This window comes from Streptomyces phytophilus (genome assembly GCF_013870535.1).
Taxonomy (GTDB): domain Bacteria; phylum Actinomycetota; class Actinomycetes; order Streptomycetales; family Streptomycetaceae; genus Streptomyces; species Streptomyces phytophilus.
Genome location: NZ_JACBXC010001192.1, coordinates 1 through 1,842, shown reverse-complemented (window position 1 = coordinate 1,842; position 1,842 = coordinate 1). Strand labels below are relative to the sequence as shown.

Below are 1,842 nucleotides of genomic sequence, written 5' to 3'. Positions count from 1 at the left end.
GGCGAGCACGTCCTCGTGCACCGCGCCGGCGGCGTCGAAGGGGGTGAGGGGGAAGAACAGGATGCCGTCGAGCCGCACCGGAACCTCGATTCATCTATCTGAACGAAAGATATGAATCTGAATTGGTGCCGGAAACGTAGAGGTGGGTGCGGCGGCCGTCAAGGGGGTGCGCGCGGGTTCGGCCCGCGGCCGCGGGAGCGCGCCCGCGCGCGAACGGGCGCCTCAGTGGGGCCAGATGGGCGGGTCGGTGCAGAACGGGCCGCCCAGGTTCGCCTGGTCCGGGGCGTCGGTGTCGTCGGGGCCCAGCTCGGCGAGGAGTTTGTCCGCGTACGCCTCGGAGTCGTCCTGCGGCTCGTAGCCCAGTGCCCGCGCCGTGCCGAGGTCCCACCAGGCGCGGGTGTTGGCGGAGCTGCCGTAGACGACGGTGTGGCCGACGTCCGGGGCGGTGAGCGCGGCGTGGAACAGCCGGGCGCCGTCGGCTGGGCTGAGCCACAGGGAGAGCATGCGCACGCTGGTCGGCTCCGGGAAGCAGGAGCCGATGCGCACGGAGACGGTCTCGATGCCGTGCTTGTCCCAGTAGAGCTGCGCCAGGTCCTCGCCGAAGCACTTCGACAGGCCGTAGAAGGTGTCGGGGCGGTGCGCCGCACCGGGGCCGATCAGCTCGGCGGCGGGTACCCGCCCGGGGTGGCGCGGGCGGGGGTGGAAGCCGACGGCGTGGTTGCTGGAGGCGAAGACGACGCGGCGGACGCCTTCCTCGCGTACGGCCTCGTAGAGGTGGTACGTGCCCTCGACGTTGGCCCGCAGCACCTTCTCGAACGTCGACTCCAGCGAGATCCCGGCGAGGTGCAGCACCGCGTCCACGCCCCGGACCGCCTCGCGCAGGGCGCCGCGGTCGGCGAGGTCGGCGGTGACGAAGCGCTCCGGTCCCGGGGCGGCGGCGACGTGGTCGAGCAGGCGCAGCTCGTGGCCGTGGGCGTGCAGCAGGCCGCGCATCAGGGTGCCGATGCCGCCGGCGGCGCCGGTGAGCAGGACGGTGCGCGGGGGGCGGTGGGCTGACATCGTGGGCTCCTCGGTGGTGCGTGACGGGGCGTGGACCGGGACGGCGGGGCGCGGGCCGGGCGCCGGGGAGGCGGTCTTGACGGTGTGTCGGGGCGGCTCTAGCGTGCCTGTTCACCAATATGGACGCCGGGCAGAAATGTGTACACCCTGATGATGACACCTCGTGCTTCGGTCTTTCTGTATCCGTGGGACGTCGTCGGCGACCCCGCCGCGGCGCGCCGGGTCGCCGAGTTGGGCGTACGGCAGGTGACGCTCGCCGCCGCGTACCACTCCACCCGCGCCCTGACCCCGCGCCACCCGCGCCACCGCGTCGTCACCGCCCGGCACTCCGCGGTGCTCTATCCGCCGGACGCCCGCAGGTGGGCCGGCCGGACGCTGCACCCGTACCCCCAGGACTGGATGGCCGCCGCCGACCCGTTCGGGGAGGCGGCCGGGGCGCTGGCCGCGGCGGGGGTGGAGGTGCACAGCTGGGTGGTCCTCGCGCACAACTCCCGGCTGGGCGCGGAGCATCCGCAGACGTCCGTGGTCAACGCCTACGGCGACCGCTACCCGTGGGCGCCGTGCATCGGGCGCCCGGCCGTGCGCGACTACCTGGTCGCGCTCGCGGCGGAGGCGGCGACCCGGCCGGGGGCGCGCGGGTGCGAGCTGGAGTCGTGCGGGTGGTACGGGCTCGCGCACCTGCACGCGCACGACAAGACCGCCGGGGTCGCTCTCGACGCCGCCGGGCAGCTGCTGATGTCGCTCTGCTTCTGCGACCAGTGCCGCGACGGCTACGCCGCGTAC

At 74.0% G+C, this 1,842-nt stretch carries 1 protein-coding gene and 1 pseudogene; one reads left to right on the top strand and one right to left on the bottom strand.

Going from position 1 to position 1,842, the window contains the following annotated elements:
• Positions 1-222: 222 nt before the first annotated feature.
• Positions 223-1,059 (bottom strand): NAD-dependent epimerase/dehydratase family protein, encoded by an 837-nt coding sequence (locus tag H5J30_RS30645; protein WP_181790721.1) that lies wholly within the window; start codon positions 1,057-1,059, stop codon positions 223-225.
• A 150-nt stretch (positions 1,060-1,209) separates the two neighbouring features.
• On the opposite strand from H5J30_RS30645, the pseudogene H5J30_RS30640 reads away from it, so the two are divergent.
• Positions 1,210-1,842 (top strand): annotated as a pseudogene (locus H5J30_RS30640) (hypothetical protein); the annotation flags it as partial.